Annotated in this window: 1 protein-coding gene; it reads left to right on the top strand. The window is 47.5% G+C overall.

The genetic code is table 11. The annotated features are described in order from the left end of the window. Positions 1-569 (top strand): helix-turn-helix domain-containing protein (locus tag Q1A70_RS20315; protein ID WP_299695866.1); only part of this gene is annotated, 569 nt, incomplete at both ends.

Below are 569 nucleotides of genomic sequence, written 5' to 3'. Positions count from 1 at the left end.
TTCAAAAAGCAAAACCGCCGCAATAACTTCACTGAGGTTTGTAAGTGGATCGTTGCTAACGTCTGCCTAGAAACTCGCACATTCTCAAGCAATGGTACCCAAGGCCAGATAGCCCAATCTATCGGCGTTAACCAAGCTACAGTGTCACGTATTATCTCGCTCATGATTAAAATGGGTGTTATACGCCCTGCTTTCACAGACAGCGAAGACCCAAGCGTACAGAACGCGGGTGTGGTTGGTGATAAAGACGGAATCCCACTTAATAACGTTTATGTCGTTCAAGACGATTTCTGTTTACTAGCTGGTCCTACGGCTGGAACAAAGCTTATCACGGCCTTTCAAACCGCTGATGAGAAAGCAGAAGCTAAAACAGGCTGGACGCTTAAAGAGCGTTTGCTCACGGTGCGCAATACACTGTGGGAAGGCACAATTGAAAGGCGTATCAAGCAAATAACAGAAGGCTGCTTTAAAAAGGTGGTGGCAAGCGCTACAGACCGCTCGAGAGCCGTTCAAATCATCATGAAACGCATGATAGACCGTGGTGAAGACCGCGAACTCACCGACAACCA

This window comes from uncultured Vibrio sp. (assembly GCF_947488985.1).
Lineage (GTDB): Bacteria > Pseudomonadota > Gammaproteobacteria > Enterobacterales > Vibrionaceae > Vibrio.
The sequence above is the reverse complement of the archived record's forward strand: the minus strand, read 5'-3'. Positions and strand labels throughout refer to the sequence as shown.